Raw genomic sequence first — 17,549 nt, 5'->3', positions numbered from 1 at the left:
GGGCCCCGCGCGGGGCCCCCGGCCTCACGGCGTCAGCGCCACCCGGTGCTCCGCCAGCCGCGCCAGCACCGCGTGGTTCGCCTCCCACCCGTCGGGGAACTTGACGGTCACGCCCAGCTGGACCGGCTCGGTCGAGGGGTGTTCGTCGAGCAGGTCGCTCACTCCGGCCCGGCAGACCACGACGCACGCGTGGCGGTGGCGGGAGGTGAGCACGCACAGACGGCCGGTCTCCAGATGGAAGGCGGTGGCGTCGGGGCGGCCCGAGAGGGGGTGCAGCACGACGGTGACGTCGAACTCGCGGCCCTGGAGGCGGTTGGCCGTGTCGACGGTGACCTCGAGGACGCCCAGCTCCGCCAGGGCGGCCCGGACCGCCGCCGCCTGGTCGCGGTGGGCGGTGCCGACCGCTATCCGGTCGGCGGTGACCGGGGCCGGGTCGGCGTCGGCGGTGCTCGTCGCGACGCCCCCTCGGTCCAGTAGCCGGCGCACCACCCGGGCCACCGCGCGCACCGCCTCGGGGTCGGTGCGCGGGGTGTGCCGGGCGGGCAGTTCGAGCAGACCCCATCCCGACTCGGCCGCCTCGTCCAGCACCCGGTCGTGCGCCGAGCCGTCGGACGCGGTCCCGAAGGAGAGCCTGCGGTCCCCGTGGTCCGTGCCGCTGCGGAAGGGCGTGTACGGGTAGAACGCGGCCGACACCAGCGGCGCGGCCGACGCGGGCAGCCGCCAGGAGACCGGCAGCCGGTGCTGCGGCAGCTCCGGATTGTGCGCCAGGAGGGTGGAGACGGCGCTCGCGGAGGGGTCGTACGACAGTCCGGCCCACTGGTCCGCGCCCACCACCGAGAACGGGTCGAGCTGGCCCGGGTCCCCCACGAACAGGGCCCGTTCGAAGAGGCCGGCCACGGCCAGCAGCGCGTCCGAGCGCATCTGGTACGCCTCGTCCACGATCGCGTGCTCCCACGGCTCGACGCCCTGGACGTGCGCCCACTTCGCCGCGGTGGAGATCACCACGTCCAGTCCCGCGAGATCGGCGGCCTTGGCGGACTTGCGGACGGACGCCAGATCGTCGAGCGCCTTGTCGTACGGATCGGGGTCATTGCTGTGCAGCCGCCCCACGGGCAGCTCGGGGTCCTTCTCGGCGAGGCGCAGCACCAGATCGTCCACCTGGGCGTTGGTCTGGGCGATCACCATCAGGGGGCGGCCCGCGGCGGCCAGTTCCCGGGCGGCGCGGACCACGAGGGTGGACTTGCCCGCGCCGGGCGGCGAGTCCACGACCACGCCCCGGTCGGCGCCGCGCAGGGTGTCGGCGAGGATGCGCTCGGTGGCTGCCGCCGCCGCGGCCGCCGGGTCGACGGCGGTCGCGGGCTCGAAGACGGTCACAGAATGTCCTCCGGGGTCACCGGGTCGGGGTCCTCCGCGGCCGTGCCGGGCGGGCCGCCGTGCGTCCACGGCGTCTCCTCCGGCTCCGGCAGCCTCGGGCCGCCCCGCTGGTCGTGTTCGAACAGGGTCCAGGCGATCCGGTCGCCCTTGACCGGCACGGATCCCTCGGCCGGGTCCTTGGCGCGGCCCATCCGGTCGGTGATCCGGAGCAGGAGCACGCCGTCGGACTCCTGGCGGACGAACTCGGCGGACTGGGGCCTGCCGTCCAGCGAGCGGTACACCTTGACGCGCTCGCCGAGGTGCGGGCGGTCGTCGGTGCGCAGGGCGACCAGCGGCCGGGGCGAGGGCCGCTTCGACTCCGACCACGCCATCGTCACCTCGACGACCTCCCCGACGAACGCCTCGCCGGCCAGCCTGCGCCCGGCCAGCACCAGCGGGTCGTCCAGCGCCTCCTGGGCCTCCAGCTGGGTCTGGGCGGTCTCCCGCGCGGCGAGCTTGCGGGCGGCGGTCACCGCGTCGTCGCGGCGGGGCTGCGGCGGCTCCCCGGCCCGCACCCGGTCGCGGTGGGCGGTGAAGGACCAGCGGTCCCTGGTCCAGCGGTCGTCGGCCCTCGGGCCCTCCGGCAGCTCGTTCAGCAGCTCCAGGGAGCGCCAGACCGCCCGCCAGGTGGGCTCCAGCTGGGTGAGCAGCAGCCGGCGGATCTCCCGCTCGGCGACGGAGAGCTGGCCGAGCCAGCCGTCGGCCTCGGCGCCCTCCTGGGCCGCGCCCAGCGCGAGCCGGACCCGGTCGTACGCCTCCACCGCGGGTGCGAGCAGCCGATTGTCGAAGGCGGGGTCGGTGGCCGGTCCCGCGGGCGGGCAGAGCAGCTGTCCCTGGGCGTCCCGGCCCAGCTCGGCGCGGAGCGCGGCGTCGGCGCCCGAGCCGCCGTCGGGCGGGTCGATCCAGGCGAGCAGCGCGCCCAGGTGCTGGTCCTCCAGCGAGGACTGGCCGGTCGCCCAGTGCCGGTTGAGCAGATCGGTCGCCGCGAGGAGCAGCGACGAGCCGGGGACGCGGGCCCGCTCTCCGTAGTGGGTGAGCCAGCGGCCGAGGAGCGGTACGCGGGGCGGGGCCGGGTAGGGCGTGTCGGGGTCCTGTTCGGCGGTGCGGCGGAAGCGCGTGGAGCGGCCGAGGAGGCGGACGAGGTCGAGGGCGGCGCGGCCGGGGACGATCAGCTGGGGGGCGTCGGCGCACAGCTCGGCCTCGGCGGTGACGCGTTTGCCGGTCGCCGGGTCGGTCTCCTTGCGCTCGACGGTCTCGACGTCGTCGGCGTAGCTCTCCAGATGGGGCAGGACGGCGTCGGCCAGCTCGGCGAGGAAGGCGAAGCGCAGCTCGCGGTCGCGCGGCTGGGCGACGGTGAGCAGCCGGGGCCGCTCGGGGTCGGTGCCGACGAGCGCGCCCAGCGGGGCCCCGGCCTCGCCCGCGGTGGTGAGCGGTACGAGGACGAGGGGGCGCTCGGCGAGATGGCGGTGGCGCACGGTGGTCAGCGGGCGGGCCCGGCCGGACTCCACGGCCTCCAGCCGGGCGAGGGTGGCGATCAGCGACATCCGGCGGCCTCCGGGAGGGGCTGCCGGCCGGTGCGGGCGGCCGGCACGGACGCCAGGGCCTCGGCGCGCAGGGCGGCGGCCCGGCGGAGGGCGGCGACGGCCGGGTCGTCGGGATCGCCGGCGGCGCCCCGGGCGGCGGCCAGCACATCGCCGACGGTCCGCAGCCCGCCCAGCTCGCCGCGGACCGAGCGGCCGAGGGTCTCGACCGCGCCGCGCCGCCGGGACCGCTCCCGGCAGTGGAAGGCCAGCTCGCAGGCGGCGAGGCACTCGGGGGCGTACGCGGCGGGGACGGACTCGACGGCGGCGGTCAGCTGCTCGGCCGGGCGCTCCGGGTCGAAGGTGGTCCCGTCGGGGAGCGCGGCGGCGATGTCCTCGACGCGGGTGAGCCGGGCCAGCTGGCGGCGGGTGACGGAGAGCTGTTTGCGGACGTCGACGGCGGAGGCGGTGGGCAGGTTGGAGAAGTCCTTGGGGCAGACCAGCAGCACGCTGTGGGCGACGCTCGCGCCGCCGGTGCGGGCGGCGACCCGCTCCAGCGCCAGGACGTAGACGGCGGCCTGGCGGGCGGCGGCGCCGACCTTCGCGGCGTCGGCGGAGGCGTCGATCATCGGGAAGGACTTGATCTCGACCACGGTCCAGCGGCCGTCGGGGCCGACGACGACGGCGTCGGGCTCCAGATAGGCGGGCGAGCCCGCGACCTCCAGGGCGAGCATGGGGTGGGTGAGCAGGGTCCAGACGCCGTCGGCGGTCGCCTCCCGCAGCGCCAGCGCGGTGCGGGCGGCGCGGCCCTCGGGGCCGGCGGCGCCGAGGTCGGGCAGCCGGAATCCGCCGGGGCTCTCCGCGCCGAGCAGCCGCATCAGCTCGGCCCCGCCGTCGGAGATGACCCGGGCCTCGAAGGCGTTGCCGCGCATGAAGGCGAACTGGGACTGGCCGAAGGCGGTGGGCGATCCGAGGGCGGCGGCCAGCGCCGCCTTGTCGACCCCGGCGCCGTCCAGCAGGGCGCGCCGGTCGCAGCCGGGGTTGGCCGCGAGGGCGGCCAGCGCACGGGCGTCGAGCGGACGCGGGCGGGCGTCAGGGCCGCGCAGCTCAGCGAGCCGCTGCCGCAGTGGTGTCGTCGGCGCCTGCGGAGGTGGTCCGCTGTCCAGGGATTCGCTCACCCGGGGAAGTCTGGCATCCGCCACCGACAATCGGGGGCTCACCGCCCGAAGACGCCTGCGCCGAGGGGGCGGCGGGGGTGGCGAACCGCTCGCGCAGCCGGTCGGCGAGACGCATCGCGGGCCGGGCGGCGAGCGCTCCGAGACCCATGACGGCGGCTCCGGCGACGGCGTCCAGGAAGTAGTGGTTGGCCGTGCCCATGACCACGATCACGGTGATCACGGGGTAGGCGACGGCGAGGGTGCGCATCAGCGGCGTCCGGGCGTGCCGCCAGAGGATGACTCCGCACCACACGGCCCAGCCGACGTGGAGGCTCGGCATCGCCGCGTACTGGTTGGTCAGTCCGCCCATGCCGCGCGGCGCGCTGGCCTCGGCGCCCCACCAGCCGTAGGAGCTGTACTGGGCCATGGTGTCGACGAAGCCGTGGCTCGCGTCGAGCAGGCGCGGGGGGCAGGTCGGCACGAGGGTGAAGCCGACGAGGCCGAGGAGGGTGGAGGCCATCAGCCAGGTGCGGGCGGCCCGGTAGTGCGCGGGGCGGCGGCGGAAGAGCCAGACGAGGATGGCCGGGGTGACGAGGTAGTGGAGCGAGGCGTAGAGGAAGTCGGCGGGTATGCCGATCGCCGGCGTCTCGGTGAAGAGCTTGTTGAGCGGGGTCTCGGCGTCGAGGAAGAGCGCCCGCTCCGCCCGGAGTATCGCGAGGCCGTGGTCGACCGCGGTGTTCACGTCGCCGCGGGCGAGGAGCCGGCCCGCCGAGTAGGCCACGTAGACCACGGCTATCAGGAGCAGCTCGGTCCACCAGCGGGGCCGGTGTCCGGGTGCGAGGTGCGGCATCCGAGCGTTCTCCCCCTGTTTGTCGTCCGGTGGCCCGGTGTTCCTCGGGTGGGCGGGCACCGGACAACCGTACGGTGTCGGCGGACCGGTCCGTCTTTGCGGGTCCCGGCGGTCGGCGAGCGCCGACTGAGAGAGGGACGCGGAGTTCGCCCCCGAGGTTGCGCGGTACGGGTTTGAGCGATGATGGAACGCCATCACCAGCACTTATTACAGACGGAGGCCGTGATATGGCACCGCGGATCCTGCTTGTCCGGCACGGTCAGACCGAATGGTCCCTGTCCGGGCGGCACACCGGCCGGACGGATCTTCCGCTGCTGGAGGAGGGCAGGCGGGGCGCGAAGCTGCTCGGCGAGCGGCTGCGGCGCTCCCCGTGGTCGTCCCTGGAGGGCGTGGAGGTCCGCACCTCTCCGCTGGTGCGGGCGGCTGAGACGTGCGAGCTGGCCGGGTTCGGCGACCGGGCGGTCGCCTGGGACGCGCTGATGGAGTGGGACTACGGGGCGTACGAGGGGCTGACGCCGCCGGAGATCCGCGAGATCGCGGGCCCGGAGTGGGTCATCTGGCGGGACGGGGTACGGGACGGCGAGGCGCTGTCCCGGGTCGCGGCGCGGGCGGACGAGGTCGTCGAGTGGGCGCGCTCGGCCGACCGCGATGTGCTGGTCTTCGCGCACGGGCACATTCTGCGGGTGCTGGCCTCCCGGTGGCTCGGTCTCGACCCGTCGTTCGCGGCGCGGCTGAAGCTGGATCCGGCGTCGCTGTCGGTCCTGGGCTGGGCGTACGGCGCTCCGGCGGTGGACCGCTGGAACGACGCGGGCCATCTGGAGGGGTAGTCCGGGCGGTATCCGGCTGTACGCGGCCGGGCGCGGGCGACCGCCCGCGCCCGGCCGCGCCCTCTTGCGCGGGCCTGGACAATGGAGGGCGGTCCGGATCACCCGGCTACCCGTGCGAGGAGGAAGCGGCACATGGCGGAACCCCAGCAGCCGGCCCGCAGGATGCGGCCCGCGCCCCTGCTCTTCGAGCCCTCGGAGGCCGTCGCCGATCCCGAGCACTTCTTCGACCTGGAGTCGATGGAGGACCCTCGGGAGCTGCTCGCCCGGTCGACCGAGCTGGCGCTGGCCTTCCGCGCCGCCACCGACCGGGCCGTGGAGTTCCAGGCGGTCGCCGCCGCCCAGCTGGCCGATCCCCGGCGGTTCGACCGGCTCACCCCGGGCGATGTGGCCGACCGGGCGGGGTGGACCGAGGACTACGCCCTGAAGATGATCGAGTTCGGCCGGGGGCTGCTCCGCGACGGGACGCGCCAGTGACCCCGGGGGCCCCGGGGGCTCCCGGACGGCTCAGCCGGACGGTGTGACCGGGGGCCGGACGGCGAAGGACTGCTCGGCGCCGTGGGCCTCGAACCGCTCGGTCTCGGTGAACCCCAGCTTCGCCGCGAGGCGCGTCGAGCGGACGTTGGCGGTCTGGGTGGCGAGCACCACCGGCTCGCCGGGGTGCGCCGCGTCGAACCAGCCGAGGGCCGCCGCGCACGCCTCGGCGGCGTATCCGCCTCCCCATGCCTGTGGCAGGAACAGATAGCCCAGCTCGGCCGCGCCGGCGGCCTGGGGAAGGTGTCCCGAGTCCACGGTGAGCATGACCTGGCCGATCATCGCTCCGTCCAGTTCGACGACGAAGAGGCCGGGGCGGCGGGCGGGCGTCCCGGGCGTCGTGCGCTCCAGCTCGTCCAGCGGCCGGGGGCCGCCGAGGTAGGCGTTCACCCCCGGCGAGGCGAGCAGCTCGATGACCGCCGCCCGGTCCCGCGCCTCGGGCTCCCGGAGCACGAGCCGTTCGGTACTGATCGGGGCGGGCGGCCAGGCGGCGGCGAGTCGCGTCATGGCGGGCAACGTATCGCAGAGAATGCCAGCCCCTCCGGCGATTGAGGAGCCGGGGCCAGGGCGGAGCCCCGGGGCCCCGGACGGGACCACACCCAAACAATCCGCGCCACAGCGTAAGCGCACCCCGGCGCGAAGCCGGACGGCCGCACCGGAGCGGTCCGTACACTCGCCCGGCCCCGGGCGGGCCCCCGCGCCCGGGGCGGGCCGTGCGCGGAGACGATTCCGCGCCACCGCCGTGCCCCGGTTCGGGGCGGTACGGGCCCGGGAGCCGAGGCTTCTGGCATATGCCGGGGCGCACGATACCGCCCGCGCGCCGCCCTGTCCCCACTTTCGCCGACACTCGGCGACCGGAGTGTTACTCCGGGTAGATCTTGAGTATGAGCGGATGGCTGCGCGACACCGACAAGGACCGGCCGAGCGGGGACCGGCCCCCGGCCGAGAGCGAGGGCGCCGACCCCGTCGCCCGGGTCACCGGGCCCGGCGCGGAGTGGCTCGCCTCCGCGGGGGCGAGCCCGCGCTCCGTGCTGGCCCGCTGGGAGAGCCGGCCGACGGAGCCCGCCGTACTCCCCTGCGGCTCGGTCTTCGACGTCGTCAGCGCGCCCGCGGTCTTCGGCCGGCACATGCTGGACCGGCTCCGGGAGGAGGGCCCCGGCTGCGGACCGGTCGCCGCGCACCGGGGGCGGATGCTGATCTTCGCCGCGCCGGGCTCGGCGGACCGGCTGCCCGCGCTGCTGAGATGGGAGGAGTGGGGCGGGGCCGTACCGCCGCTGCTCTGTCACGGGACGGGGGACGCGGTGACCGTCCCGCCGCCCGAGGAGGCCGATCGGAGCGGGGCCTGTTCGCGCTGGCTGGTCGCGCCGGAGGCCCGGCACCCCTGGCTGCCGGGGCCCGAGGTGCTGCTCTGGGCCTGCGTCCGGGCCGCCCGCGACACCGCCGCCCCGGAGGTCGCTCTATCGATTTTTCACCGCGCCGACCAGGGTGCTAAGGTCTACGACGTCAGCAGGCGCCGCTAGCTCAGTTGGTTAGAGCAGCTGACTCTTAATCAGCGGGTCCGGGGTTCGAGTCCCTGGCGGCGCACAGACGGAGAGAGCCCCTCGGCATTGCCGAGGGGCTCTTTCGTGCGCCCGGCGAGGTCCGGACGGCCGGGCCTACGCCGTGGTGATCTTGATCGTCCACGCCCCCGACCCGGTCCGGTCGGCGACCTCCACCCGGGTCCGCTCCTCGCCCAGGGTGAAGGTCTCCCCCACCCCCAGCGGGGCGTCCGCCAGCTGCGGATAGACCGACTGGTCCCAGCACGCCTCGCTCTCCGGGTGGGTGTCCAGCACCTCGATGGGACCGCCGCCGGAGGCCGTGTCCGACTGCACCCGGTAGAGCAGCACCCCCTCGGTGCAGAGCGACGCGTCGTTGCCCGTCGCCCCGCGCGCCTCGATGGCGAGCGCCGTGCCCGCCCCGGTCCGCACCACCGCCAGCCGGGTGCCGAGCCCCCCGCCCGGCGCGGGGGCGGAGATCGGCTCCAGGGTGATCAGCTCCGGCCGGGTGACACAGCGCACGGCCCGCCCGTCCAGCCAGCCCAGCTTCCACTTGTGCCAGCCGAAGAGGTCGGGGGCCATCCCGAACTGGCTGCCCATCACGTCCCAGTCGCCGACATAGGTGTCCCAGTCGCCCTTCCCGTCCGTCGGCCGGTGGTAGAGGTCCGGCAGATCGAAGACGTGCCCGGTCTCGTGGGCCAGCACATTGCGGTCCGGCGGATGCCGTTCGAAGACGGTGACCACCCGTTTGATCTCGACGCCGTCCGCGCTCAGCGGCCGGTCGAAGTTGACGACCTTGGTGGCGTCGGAGTCCACCCCCGGCGCGTCCGGGTCGGCGACCAGATAGACGATGTCGTACCGCGAGAAGTCGACCTCCGGATCGGCGGCCCGGAAGGCGTCCCGCAGATACGCGCCCCGGCGCTCGGGGTCCCAGTCACGGCTTATCCCGTACGCGGTGGACGCCTTCGGCATCCGCACCCAGCCGGGGCGCGGATCGGCGCGCAGCCGGAACTTCCCGTACGAGGCCCGCTCGAAGAACTCGCTGGTCGCGGGGAAGTGGTCGGCGGCCAGCAGCTCCGGGGAGAGGTCCGGCTCGGCGTCCGGGAAGGACAGGAAGATCATGACCGCGTCGAGTTCGCGGAGCGGGCGGGGATAGGCGGCGTTCCAGGTGTCCAGCCCCAGGGAGTGGTGGGCCTGGGTGCGGGGCAGCGCGCAGGGGGCGGTGGAGGTCTTGGCCACGGCGGGGCCGGTGACCAGGGAGGTGGCGGCGATCGCCATCAGGGAGGTGAGGGCCGCGGCGGCGCTGCGCAGCCGGCCGCGCTCGGCCGGGGGCTGCCGCGCGCCGTCGCCGCCCCGGGGCACGGCGTCTCCCGGCGGCCCGCCCGCGCGCGCGGGAGCGGGTTCCACTCCCCCGGGTGTTCCCTCGGGTGACTGCTGACCCTCCACGTGGACCTCCGGCTGCGGATATGGGAGACACCTCAACCACCTTGTGGTGTTTTACAGGCATACGCCCTGTTCCGGTGCCCCAGTCGGGTGACCTGCCCGACATCGGTCCGTCATCCGGCCGAGATCCGGCGACACTCCGGGAGGTCACGGAATGTCACATCCGGTCGCTCTGGCAACGGCCTCGGTAAAGACCCGCGCAGAAACGATCGACCGGGCCCGCGAACGGGCACCACCCATGTGGCGGAGCTGGTACGGCGCTGGGAGCAGCCCCTATGATCGGCACACTTTCCCGACCTCTTTGCCCAAGTACCCGACCTTTCCCGACCACATCTGTACGCCCCTGTACGACACAACTGCATTACGGGAGTGAGCGGTGAGCGCAACCTCCGAAGGAACAGGGCCCACGGGAGTCGCAGTGCCCGGCAGGACCCGGCAGCGGATCACGGAGCGTAACGGCTGTTCGATCTCCGAACTGCGCGACTACCGTGCCGCGTTCGCCGCGGCCCATGTCGCCATGGCCCTGGTCGACCACAAGGGCCAGATCGTCAGCGCCAATCCGGCTCTCGGGGCGCTGCTCGGCGGCGATCCCGCGGCGCTGTGCGCCCAGCCGGCGGCCGAACTGATCGATCTCGCCTCGGACCGGCGCATCTGGCACGCCTACCGCGAGGTGCTGCGCGGCCGGCGCTCCCGTTTCCGCTGTACGCGGCGGCTCAAGCACCCCGACGGGCGCACCCTGTGGGCCGAGGTCACCCTCGCCCCGCTGCCCGAGAGCCGCAGTGTGCTGCTGTGCGTCGCGGACGTGGGCGACCGGCGCGCGCTGCGGGCGCGCCTGCGCCATCTGCGGATGCACGACGCGGTGACCCGGCTGCCCAATCGGGCGCTGTTCTTCGAACGGCTCACCGCGGCCCTGGAGTCCTCGGCGTACGAGCACGGCTCCACCGGCCGGATCGGGCTCTGCTATCTCGATCTGGACGGCTTCAAGGCCATCAACGACACCCTCGGCCACCGGGTCGGGGACCGGCTGCTCGCCGCGGTCGCCGACCGGCTCTCCGAGTGCGCGGGCGGCGACCGGGAGAGCGGCGGGGCCGCCGGGACCGGCGGGGGCCATCTGGTGGCCCGGCTCGGCGGGGACGAGTTCGCCGTGCTGGTGGAGGACTCCACGGGGACGGAGCAGCTCGCCGACGTCGCCCGGACGGTGCTGGAGGCGCTCCAGCGGCCGTTCGACCTCGACGGGCAGCGGCTGTCGGTGTCGGCGTCGATCGGGGTGGTCGAGCGCACCGTCGCCGGGACCTCCGCCACGGCGCTGATGCAGGCCGCGGACACCACGCTGTTCTGGGCGAAGGAGGACGGCAAGGCGCGCTGGACCCTCTTCGACCCGGAGCGCAACGCGCACCGGGTGACCCGGCAGTCCCTCGCCTCCACCCTGCGGCCGGCCGTGGAGCGCGGCGAGTTCGCGCTGGAGTACCAGCCGCTGGTGGGTCTCGCGGACGGCGCGATGCGCGGCGTGGAGGCGCTGGTGCGCTGGGAGCACCCGCAGTTCGGGACTCTCACGCCGAATCGGTTCATCGGGATCGCGGAGGAGGACGGCTCGATCGTCCAGCTGGGGAAGTGGGTGCTGCGCACGGCCTGCCGGCAGGCGCGGCAGTGGCAGCGGGACCATCCGCAGTCGCCGCCGCTGTTCATGAGCGTCAATGTCGCCGTACGGCAGGTCTGGGACTCGGACCTGGTGGCGGATGTGGCGGAGATCCTCGCGGAGACCGGGCTCGATTCCCGGCTGCTCCAGCTGGAGCTGACCGAGTCGGCGCTGATGGGGTCGGCCGGGCGGCCGCTCCAGGCGCTCCAGGCGCTGAGCGACATGGGCGTGCGGATCGCGATCGACGACTTCGGGACCGGGTATTCGAATCTGGCGTATCTCAGCCGGCTGCCGGTCTCGGTGCTGAAGCTCGACGGCTCGTTCGTCCGCGGCTTCCAGGACGAGGCCCATCCGAATCCGGCGGACGAGACGATCGTGGAGGCGATGGTCCAGCTGGCCCACCGGCTGGGGCTCACCGTCACGGCGGAGTGCGTGGAGACGGCCGGGCAGGCGGACCGGCTGCGCCGGATCGGCTGCGACACCGGGCAGGGGTGGCTGTACTCGCGGGCCGTTCCCCCGGGCCGTATCGGCGAGCTGCTCGGTGCGCGGCTCTCGGCCTGAGGCGCGGGGCCGCCGCCGGGTGCGCGGCTCTCCCTCCCTCCGGGGCCGCGAGGGCCGAGGGCGCCGTGAGGGCCGCGGGCGCATGGATACCGCCCCCGGCCGGAAGTGGTGGGCTTCCGGGCGGGGGCGGCAGTGTGGGGGGACTCAGTGGTTCGGGTGCCCGTCCCTGTCAGCCGTGTGGGGCCGGCTGACAGGGACCGCTACGGGCGGGGAGTTGGTTCAGCAGGGGCCCTGGTCGCGCCAGACGCCCCACTGGCCCGTGGTGCCGGGCTCTTCGCCCTGGGTCCACCAGCCGGCCTTCCAGACGCGGCCCTTGTGCGAGACCAGCGCGTTGGTGTTGTACGTACCGCTCGTCGTCCAGGCCGCCGCCGTGCAGCCCGGTCCCGGGTTGGAGGGCGACGGGTTCGGGTTGCTCGGGGACGGGTTGGGGTTGGACGGCGAGGGGTTGGGGTTGCTCGGCGACGGGTCCGGGTTGGACGGCGAGGCGCCGACCGCGGCGACCACGTCGTTGAGCAGCTTGGTCTGGGTGTCCAGACCGATCAGGGAGTAGAGCATCGCGCCGCCGAGGCCGCGCTTGTGGCCGTAGTCGGCGCGGGCCTGGATGGCGCGCTTGTCGAGACCGGTGAAGAACTCGCCGTCCTTGTAGAAGTACGAGGCCTTCGCCTCGTCGTCCCAGAAGGTGGTCGCCGGGTTGTCGACGATGCCGCCCAGCTCGTTGTAGTTGGCGATGCCCGCACCCTGGCTCAGGGGACGCGGGGCGCTGCCGCCGTTGGCGGAGCCGCCGAGACCGTTCTTGGCGCCGGCCGGGACGTTCTTCCAGCCGCGGTAGTACATCTCGTACCCGAGGGTGATCTTCTTCGCCGGGAAGCCGCCCGCGATGCCGTAGGCGGGCTTGCCGTCGATCCACGCGCTGATGGCGTTGTCGATCGAGTACTTCTCGGTGCCCGGCGCGATCGGGTCGGTCGGGTCGGAGGCGGGCGAGTAGAGCGGCGACTGGTGGTACGTCGGGCCCTTGGAGCGCCAGGATCCGTGCATGTCGTACGTCATGATGTTCGCGTAGTCGAGGTACGCGCCCACCTTGTCCGTCTCGATGTGCTTGATCTTGTCCTGACCGGCCGGCATGGCGGCGGTCAGCAGGTACTTCTTGCCGCCGTTGGCCGCGCCGCGGGCGTCGAGCTGCTTGCGGAACTCGGCCAGGAGCAGGGTGAAGTTGGCCTTGTCCTCGGGGCCGTAGTGGTTGCCCAGGTGGCCGCCGTTCGAGCCGGGGTACTCCCAGTCGATGTCGATGCCGTCGAAGACGCCGGCGGCCGATCCGACGCCGCCGAAGCCGTCCGCGACCGGCAGGTCGCCGTCGATGTACTGCTTGATGCAGGACGCCACGAACTTCTTGCGGGTGGCGTCGGTCTTCGCGGCGTCGTGGAAGTACTTGGAGTAGGTCCAGCCGCCCAGCGAGATGTTGATCTTCAGCTTGGGGTGCTTGGCCTTCAGCTTCTTGAACTGGTTGAAGACGCCCGCGATCGGCTGGTCCCAGCGGTCGGCGACGCCGTCGACGCTGGTGTCCGCGTTGAACGTCTTCTGGTAGTCGGCGTACGAGTCGCCCGCGCCGTCACCGGCGTTCGGGTTGTTGTCGTCGCCCGCCGCCTTGTTGGCCTGGAAGCAGGTCAGATCCGTGGGGTGGATATTGCCGAACGAGTAGTTGATGATGTCCAGCTTGCCCGCGATGCCCCGGGTGTCCAGGTGCTTCGGGTAGAAGGCGTTGCCGTACACGCTCCACTGGTCGTAGTACGCGATCTTCACGCCGCCGGTGGTGGGGGCGGCAGCGGCGGCGTTTCCGGGGGCGGAAGCGCTCGCGGTGCCGGTGGCGGCGAAGCCTGCCAGGACGCCGGCGGCGACAGCCGCCGTCGTCATGGCCGCGATCAATGGTCTGCGGGAGCTCACGAGCAGCCTCCGTGTGGGGGGAAACGGGGCTCCTGAAACAGGAGTTGGGAGAACAGTCGGCGAACCGGCCACCCTCGTCAATGGTCTTGACCAAAGAAGGACTAGACCAATCCCGGAGAGAAACCGCTCGTCAGCGCCGTTCAGGCATAAGAAAAGCCGCTTGCCATCTCCATGACAAGCGGCTTAAGGACCGGTTAAGGGTGTGTTGAACAAGCCATAGGAACCGTTCAGGAATGAATCCCGTCGGAAGCCACTTCTCGGGGCAACTCGTAAGCGTCCGCGATCAGTTCGTAGGAGCGCAGCCGGCTCTCCCCGCCGTGCGCGTGCGCGGTGAGCATCAGCTCGTCCGCGCCGGTGCGCTTCCGCAGGGCGTCGAGCCCCTCCCGCACGGCGTCCGGCGTGCCGTGGACGACGTCCGCGAGCCAGCTCTCGGCGAACTCGCGCTCCGGGGCGGAGAAGGAGTACGCCTCGGCCTCCTCGGGCGTGGGGATCAGCCCGGGCCGCCCGGTGCGCAGCCGCAGCATCGACAGGGCCCCGGTGAGGACCTGCCGCCGGGCCTCCCGCTCGTCGTCGGCGGCCAGCGCGGAGACGCCGATCAGGGCGTACGGGGCGGACAGCGCGGGGGAGGGGCGGAAGGAGTCCCGGTACAGGTCCAGCGCGGGAACGGTGTTCCGCGCGGAGAAGTGGTGGGCGAAGGCGAAGGGCAGTCCCAGCACCCCCGCCAGCCGGGCGCTGAAGCCCGAGGAGCCGAGCAGCCACAGCGGCGGGCGGGCGGCGGGGCCCTGGACCGGGCCGGGGACGGCGTGGATCCGGGCGTAGGGGTGGTCCTCGGGGAAGTCGTCGTCCAGGAAGCGGGTCAGCTCGGCCAGCTGCCGCGGGAAGTCCTCGGCGCCCTCGCCCGACTGGACGCCGCGCCGCAGGGCCGCCGCCGTCCCGCCGTCGGTGCCGGGCGCGCGCCCCAGCCCGAGATCGATCCGCCCGGGGGCGAGGGCCTCCAGGGTGCCGAACTGCTCGGCGATCGCCAGGGGCGCGTGGTTCGGGAGCATCACCCCGCCGGAGCCCAGCCGGATGCGACGGGTGTGCGCGGCGAGATGGGCCAGGATCACGGCCGGCGAGGAGGAGGCCACCCCCGGCATCGAGTGGTGCTCGGCGACCCAGTGCCGGTGGTAGCCCCGGGACTCGGCGAGGCGGGCGATGCGCACGCTGGTGCGGAGCGCCTCGGCGGAGGTGGAGCCGGCGCCGACCGTGACCAGGTCGAGGACGGAGAGGGGGGCGGGCGCGCTGCCGCGGGCCACGCCCGCGATCGCGCCGTCGGCGCCGTCGCCCACGCCGGGGGGTGTCGGATGCACGGGGTCTGTCCTCCTACGGGTGGGGCAACGTACAGCAGGGGTGACAGGAGGGAGTCTCCGTTTATTCCCGGGACCGCGCGCCGGGGGCCGCTCCCCCGGGGGCCCGCGGCCCCGGGAAGCCGCGCCCCCGAGGCCCGGGAAGCCGCGCCTCGGGGGCCCGCGACCGGTGCGCGGGGCGGGGTCCGCGCGGGCGGGGTCGGTACGCGGACACGGCGGGGCGGGGCGGGGCGGTCGGGGGCCTCGCGGGCGGTCGGGACCGGGCGGTCAGGGCCAGGTGGTCAGGGCCAAGTGGTCAGGGCGCGGGCTTGGCGAAGAGCGCGCCGAGGTCCGGGGACCAGGCGCGGCGGTCGGCGAGGCGCAGCCCTTCCCAGACGGTGACCTGGTTCGCGGTGAGGACCGGCTTGCCCAGCAGCTCCTCCAGCTCCGGCAGATGGGCGACGGTGTGCAGGGCCGTGTCCGGCAGCAGGACCGCCTCGGCGGCCGGGTCGTTCGCCGACGCGGCCAGCTCCAGGATCCGGTCGCGGCCCCAGGCGGCGGACTCCCCCGGCGGGACCCCCTCCGCGCGGGCGGCGACCACCTCGATCCCCGCCGCCTTGAGGAACTCGGTGAAGTACCCGGCGATCTCCTCCGAGTGCGCGGCGGCCACCGCGACCCGGGACGCGCCCAGCTTCCGCGCCGCGTGGACGAAGCCGAACGAGGTGCTCGACGCGGGCAGCCCCGCCGTCCTGGCGAGGGACCTGATCTGCTCGTGCGCCCCCTCCCAGCCGTAGACGAAACTTCCGTCGGCGCACGCCCACACCACCGACTCGGCCCCCGCGAGCCGCAGCTCCTCCACGCCGGGGGCGAGCCGGCCGGCCGCGCCCGTCGACAGCAGGGCGGCGACCCGGTGGGCGTCCACATCGGCCTCCGTGTGGACGACGGCGAGCCTGATGTCGCTGTCGAGCAGGACCTCCATCCGCGGGAAGTCGTCCTCGGCGGAGTGTCCGGGGTAGAGAAGTCCGACCGTGGTCATGTCCAGCCTTCCTGTTCGTCGGCGCCCTCGGGACCATCAGGTACCACCGAGGGCCCCGGTCCAAGCCTCCCGCGCGATCGGCGCGCCCGGGTCGCGCCTGCCCGGTCGCCGGCGGGCCACACCCCCCGGAAACCGGACCGCCGCCCCGCGCCGGGGCCCCGCGCCCGCCGCCCGGACCGTCCTGAGCCGGGCGGGGAGCCGTACGGCGTACGGGTGAGCCCGGGCCGGTCCGTACGCCGTACGGCTCGCGGCGGACCCGGCGCGGTCTTCCGGGCGGGCGGCCGGAACGCCGTTCCCGCACGTGGGCGGAGTCAAACGTGGGTACGTCCCCGGTATGACTGTTCCGGTGACCGATCTGGCCGATCTGACCGCCCGCCGACTGCTCCTCGGATATCGCGGAGGGGAGTTCACCCCCGTCGACGCCACCCGCGCCGCGCTGGAGCGGATCGCGGCCGCGCAGCCCCGGGTCAACGCGTTCGTACGGTCCGACGCCGAGGGGGCGCTCGCCCTGGCCGAGGCGTCGGCGGACCGCTGGCGGCGCGGGGAGCCCCGGGGGCTGCTCGACGGGGTGCCGGTGACCGTGAAGGATCTGCTGCCGCAGCGCGGGACGGCCGCCCTGCACGGCTCGCTGACCGTCGGCGAGGGGGTGGCGGCCGCCGAGGACGCGCCCTCGGTGGCCCGGCTGCGCGAGCACGGCGCGGTCTTCGTGGGCCGGACCACGACGTCCGAGTTCGGCTGGAAGGCCGTGACCGACTCGCCTCGGCACGGGGTGACGGGCAATCCCTACGATCCCTCCCGTACGGCGGGCGGCTCCAGCGGCGGGGGCGCGGCGGCCGTGGCGCTGGGGGCGGGCGCGCTGGCCCTGGGAACCGACGGCGGCGGCTCGATCCGGGTGCCGGCCGCCTTCTGCGGGATCTTCGGGCTGAAGCCGACGCACGGGCGGGTCCCGCTCTTCCCCGCCGGCCCGTTCGGGACGCTCACCCAGGTCGGACCGATGGCCCGGGACGCCGCCGACGCGGCCCTGATGCTCGACGCGATCAGCGGCACGGACTGGCGGGACGGCTACCAGCCGCCGCCCGCCGACGCGGTGGGCCCGACGCTGGAGGACGGCGTCCGGGGGCTGCGGATCGCGTACTCGCCCTCCTTCGGCGGCCAGGTCGCGGTGCGCCCGGCGGTGGCCTCCGCGGTACGGGGGGCGGTGAGCGCGCTCGCCGGGCTCGGCGCCTACATCGAGGAGGCGGATCCGGACATCGCCGATCCGGTGGAGGCCTTCCACACCCTGTGGTCGGCGGGGACCGCCCGGCTGCTGCACCGGCTCGGCCCCCGGCAGCGGCAGTCGCTGGACCCGGGGCTGCGGGCGAGCGCGGCGGCGGGGGCCCGGATCGGCGCGGTGGAGTATCTGGCCGCCGTGGACGCGCGGGCGGAGCTGGGGCGGCGCATGGGCCGCTTCCACACCTCGTACGACCTGCTGATCACTCCCACGGTGCCGATCACCGCGTTCGAGGCGGGGGCGGAGGTCCCGGCGGGGTCGGGGCACCGGCGCTGGACGGGGTGGACGCCGTTCACGTACCCCTTCAACATGACCGGGCAGCCCGCGGCGAGCGTGCCCTGCGGGGTGGACGCGGACGGGCTGCCGATCGGGGTGCAGCTGAGCGCGGCCCGGCACGCGGACGCGCTGGTGCTGAGGGCGGCGCACGCGCTGTACGCCTCAGAGGCGGCGGCGATACCGGCGCCGCCCGGCGTCTGATCCCCGGGTCCAGACCTCTGGTCCCCGGGC

At 74.4% G+C, this 17,549-nt stretch carries 14 protein-coding genes and 1 tRNA gene; 6 read left to right on the top strand and 9 right to left on the bottom strand.

Annotated elements, in window-relative coordinates:
• Positions 1-24: 24 nt before the first annotated feature.
• From ACF089_RS08805 to ACF089_RS08790, 4 genes are read right to left on the bottom strand one after another with little or no spacing between them, the layout of a single operon-like run.
• Positions 25-1,374: an AAA domain-containing protein gene (locus ACF089_RS08805; protein WP_392023791.1), complete on the bottom strand. Its 1,350-nt coding sequence runs from the start codon at positions 1,372-1,374 to the stop codon at positions 25-27.
• Positions 1,371-2,957, bottom strand: coding sequence for a hypothetical protein (locus ACF089_RS08800; protein ID WP_392023789.1), 1,587 nt, complete (start codon positions 2,955-2,957; stop codon positions 1,371-1,373). Before ACF089_RS08800 ends, ACF089_RS08805 begins: the two co-directional genes overlap by 4 nt.
• Positions 2,948-4,111 (bottom strand): hypothetical protein, encoded by a 1,164-nt coding sequence (locus tag ACF089_RS08795; RefSeq protein WP_392023786.1) that lies wholly within the window; start codon positions 4,109-4,111, stop codon positions 2,948-2,950. Before ACF089_RS08795 ends, ACF089_RS08800 begins: the two co-directional genes overlap by 10 nt.
• Positions 4,041-4,940 (bottom strand): phosphatase PAP2 family protein, encoded by a 900-nt coding sequence (locus ACF089_RS08790; RefSeq protein WP_392023783.1) that lies wholly within the window; start codon positions 4,938-4,940, stop codon positions 4,041-4,043. The genes ACF089_RS08795 and ACF089_RS08790 overlap by 71 nt, the downstream gene beginning before the upstream one ends.
• A gap of 227 nt (positions 4,941-5,167) precedes the next feature.
• Here ACF089_RS08790 and ACF089_RS08785 point away from each other — a divergent pair, with 227 nt between their 5' ends.
• Positions 5,168-5,767 carry a histidine phosphatase family protein gene (locus ACF089_RS08785; protein WP_392023781.1) on the top strand — a complete coding sequence of 200 codons (600 nt, stop codon included), beginning with the start codon at positions 5,168-5,170 and terminating at the stop codon, positions 5,765-5,767.
• Positions 5,768-5,899: 132 nt separating this feature from the next.
• Entirely contained in the window at positions 5,900-6,241 is a 342-nt protein-coding gene (locus ACF089_RS08780; protein ID WP_392023779.1) for a hypothetical protein, read from the top strand.
• A gap of 30 nt (positions 6,242-6,271) precedes the next feature.
• On the opposite strand, the gene ACF089_RS08775 is transcribed toward ACF089_RS08780, so the two are convergent.
• Positions 6,272-6,805 carry a GNAT family N-acetyltransferase gene (locus ACF089_RS08775; protein ID WP_392023777.1) on the bottom strand — a complete coding sequence of 178 codons (534 nt, stop codon included), beginning with the start codon at positions 6,803-6,805 and terminating at the stop codon, positions 6,272-6,274.
• A gap of 377 nt (positions 6,806-7,182) precedes the next feature.
• Here ACF089_RS08775 and ACF089_RS08770 point away from each other — a divergent pair, with 377 nt between their 5' ends.
• Together ACF089_RS08770 and ACF089_RS08765 are read left to right on the top strand one after the other, a co-directional pair.
• The gene (locus tag ACF089_RS08770) at positions 7,183-7,818 is read left to right on the top strand and encodes a bifunctional DNA primase/polymerase (protein WP_392023774.1); all 636 of its coding nucleotides are present in this window, start codon (positions 7,183-7,185) and stop codon (positions 7,816-7,818) included.
• Positions 7,809-7,882: transfer RNA gene (locus tag ACF089_RS08765), tRNA-Lys, on the top strand. The genes ACF089_RS08770 and ACF089_RS08765 overlap by 10 nt, the downstream gene beginning before the upstream one ends.
• Before the next feature lie 71 nt (positions 7,883-7,953).
• On the opposite strand, the gene ACF089_RS08760 is transcribed toward ACF089_RS08765, so the two are convergent.
• The gene (locus ACF089_RS08760; RefSeq protein ID WP_392023771.1) at positions 7,954-9,240 is read right to left on the bottom strand and encodes a M6 family metalloprotease domain-containing protein; all 1,287 of its coding nucleotides are present in this window, start codon (positions 9,238-9,240) and stop codon (positions 7,954-7,956) included.
• Between the two features lie 454 nt (positions 9,241-9,694).
• Between ACF089_RS08760 and ACF089_RS08755 the strand changes: the two genes are divergently transcribed.
• Entirely contained in the window at positions 9,695-11,473 is a 1,779-nt protein-coding gene (locus ACF089_RS08755) for a putative bifunctional diguanylate cyclase/phosphodiesterase (RefSeq protein ID WP_392023768.1), read from the top strand.
• Between the two features lie 219 nt (positions 11,474-11,692).
• On the opposite strand, the gene ACF089_RS08750 is transcribed toward ACF089_RS08755, so the two are convergent.
• The 3 genes from ACF089_RS08750 to ACF089_RS08740 all read right to left on the bottom strand — a co-directional run bounded on the left by ACF089_RS08750 (position 11,693) and on the right by ACF089_RS08740 (position 15,772).
• A complete protein-coding gene (locus ACF089_RS08750; protein WP_392023765.1) occupies positions 11,693-13,411 on the bottom strand; it encodes a glycosyl hydrolase family 18 protein in 1,719 nt (572 codons plus the stop codon).
• 227 nt (positions 13,412-13,638) lie between these two features.
• Positions 13,639-14,760, bottom strand: a complete 1,122-nt coding sequence (locus tag ACF089_RS08745) for an LLM class flavin-dependent oxidoreductase (protein WP_392023763.1) — start codon at positions 14,758-14,760, stop codon at positions 13,639-13,641.
• Between the two features lie 292 nt (positions 14,761-15,052).
• On the bottom strand, positions 15,053-15,772 hold the full coding sequence (locus tag ACF089_RS08740) for a decarboxylase (protein WP_392023761.1): 720 nt from the start codon (positions 15,770-15,772) through the stop codon (positions 15,053-15,055).
• Positions 15,773-16,106: 334 nt separating this feature from the next.
• Here ACF089_RS08740 and ACF089_RS08735 point away from each other — a divergent pair, with 334 nt between their 5' ends.
• Positions 16,107-17,519, top strand: a complete 1,413-nt coding sequence (locus ACF089_RS08735) for an amidase (protein ID WP_392023759.1) — start codon at positions 16,107-16,109, stop codon at positions 17,517-17,519.
• The last annotated feature ends 30 nt before the right edge of the window (positions 17,520-17,549 follow it).

This window comes from Streptomyces sp. NPDC014894 (assembly GCF_043080985.1).
Taxonomy (GTDB): domain Bacteria; phylum Actinomycetota; class Actinomycetes; order Streptomycetales; family Streptomycetaceae; genus Streptomyces.
This window is presented reverse-complemented; position numbering and strand designations above follow the sequence as displayed.

What these genes read in the sequence shown, in the direction of transcription:
- ACF089_RS08790 (WP_392023783.1), bottom strand. Translation starts at nt 4,940, where the DNA reads ATGCCGCACCTCGCACCCGGACACCGGCCCCGCTGGTGGACCGAGCTG.
- ACF089_RS08800 (WP_392023789.1), bottom strand. Translation starts at nt 2,957, where the DNA reads ATGTCGCTGATCGCCACCCTCGCCCGGCTGGAGGCCGTGGAGTCCGGC.
- ACF089_RS08780 (WP_392023779.1), top strand. Translation starts at nt 5,900, where the DNA reads ATGGCGGAACCCCAGCAGCCGGCCCGCAGGATGCGGCCCGCGCCCCTG.
- ACF089_RS08785 (WP_392023781.1), top strand. Translation starts at nt 5,168, where the DNA reads ATGGCACCGCGGATCCTGCTTGTCCGGCACGGTCAGACCGAATGGTCC.
- ACF089_RS08775 (WP_392023777.1), bottom strand. Translation starts at nt 6,805, where the DNA reads ATGACGCGACTCGCCGCCGCCTGGCCGCCCGCCCCGATCAGTACCGAA.
- ACF089_RS08740 (WP_392023761.1), bottom strand. Translation starts at nt 15,772, where the DNA reads ATGACCACGGTCGGACTTCTCTACCCCGGACACTCCGCCGAGGACGAC.
- ACF089_RS08735 (WP_392023759.1), top strand. Translation starts at nt 16,107, where the DNA reads ATGACTGTTCCGGTGACCGATCTGGCCGATCTGACCGCCCGCCGACTG.
- ACF089_RS08770 (WP_392023774.1), top strand. Translation starts at nt 7,183, where the DNA reads ATGAGCGGATGGCTGCGCGACACCGACAAGGACCGGCCGAGCGGGGAC.